1 protein-coding gene is annotated in these 814 nt (G+C 44.5%); it reads right to left on the reverse strand.

What is annotated here, in order from left to right; genetic code table 11:
- Positions 1-71: 71 nt before the first annotated feature.
- Positions 72-814 (reverse strand): type II secretion system protein N (locus A3729_RS02715; protein WP_068633088.1); only part of this gene is annotated, 743 nt, incomplete at its 5' end.

Here is an 814-nt window from a genome sequence, read left to right on the forward strand (position 1 = left end):
TAATGTAGACTTCATAACAATCACTTTACACTTAAGTCATTTGCATTACTGGGCTTGAGCCCGCAATTTTTTTATCTCAAAGGGTAGTTAATATAAAAGCTGGCGCCATCTCGCATCACTTCTACTTCCAAACTACCTTGCTCATAGAGACTTTTCATTAACTCTTTATCGCGCTGAATATCACCAAGGTTATGACCATTCACCGAGCGTATCACATCACCCTTGTTAAGATTTAGCCCCGACAACATTGGGTTTCCACCTTGGTAAACATACCCCTCTGAAGAAGCTTTCAGCCCAACTGAGCCCAATGCAGCGACAGGATCTTCCTGTAAGCGCTCTGCAGCCTCATCCATAAATTGCTGAGGCGTTTCTACTGATTCCACCCTTGCTCTTCTTTTCGGCTGGGCTTTAACCGGCGTTACCTTAGAAAAACTGCTACTGCCTTTGATGCTCTTCTTTTCTTCAAAAGCCAAAGTTTCTAGCCTTCCGTTACGCCTCAAGAGAATACGATCACTATATACCTCTTCCAAAGTGGCCCTGCCTGGTAGGGCATCACCTATGCCATAGTAATCCGCCTTCTTGCCAATCTCTTCTACTATAGCACCCGATGCGCCAGCCTGCTCTGACATAAAAACACCTTTTAATGCTAACCTTAAGCTGGTCTTAGGCGCTTCTTTTGGTTTATCCTGCTTTTTAACTACCTGTTTTCCTACTTGTCCGAATAAATGATAGTCAGCTAACCTGGCATCTCGCCCCTGGCTTTTCTTAGCTGTAACAACTTTATTCTGAGGCAACACTAAAGCGCGCTCATCCG

The organism is Oleiphilus sp. HI0043, assembly GCF_001634935.1.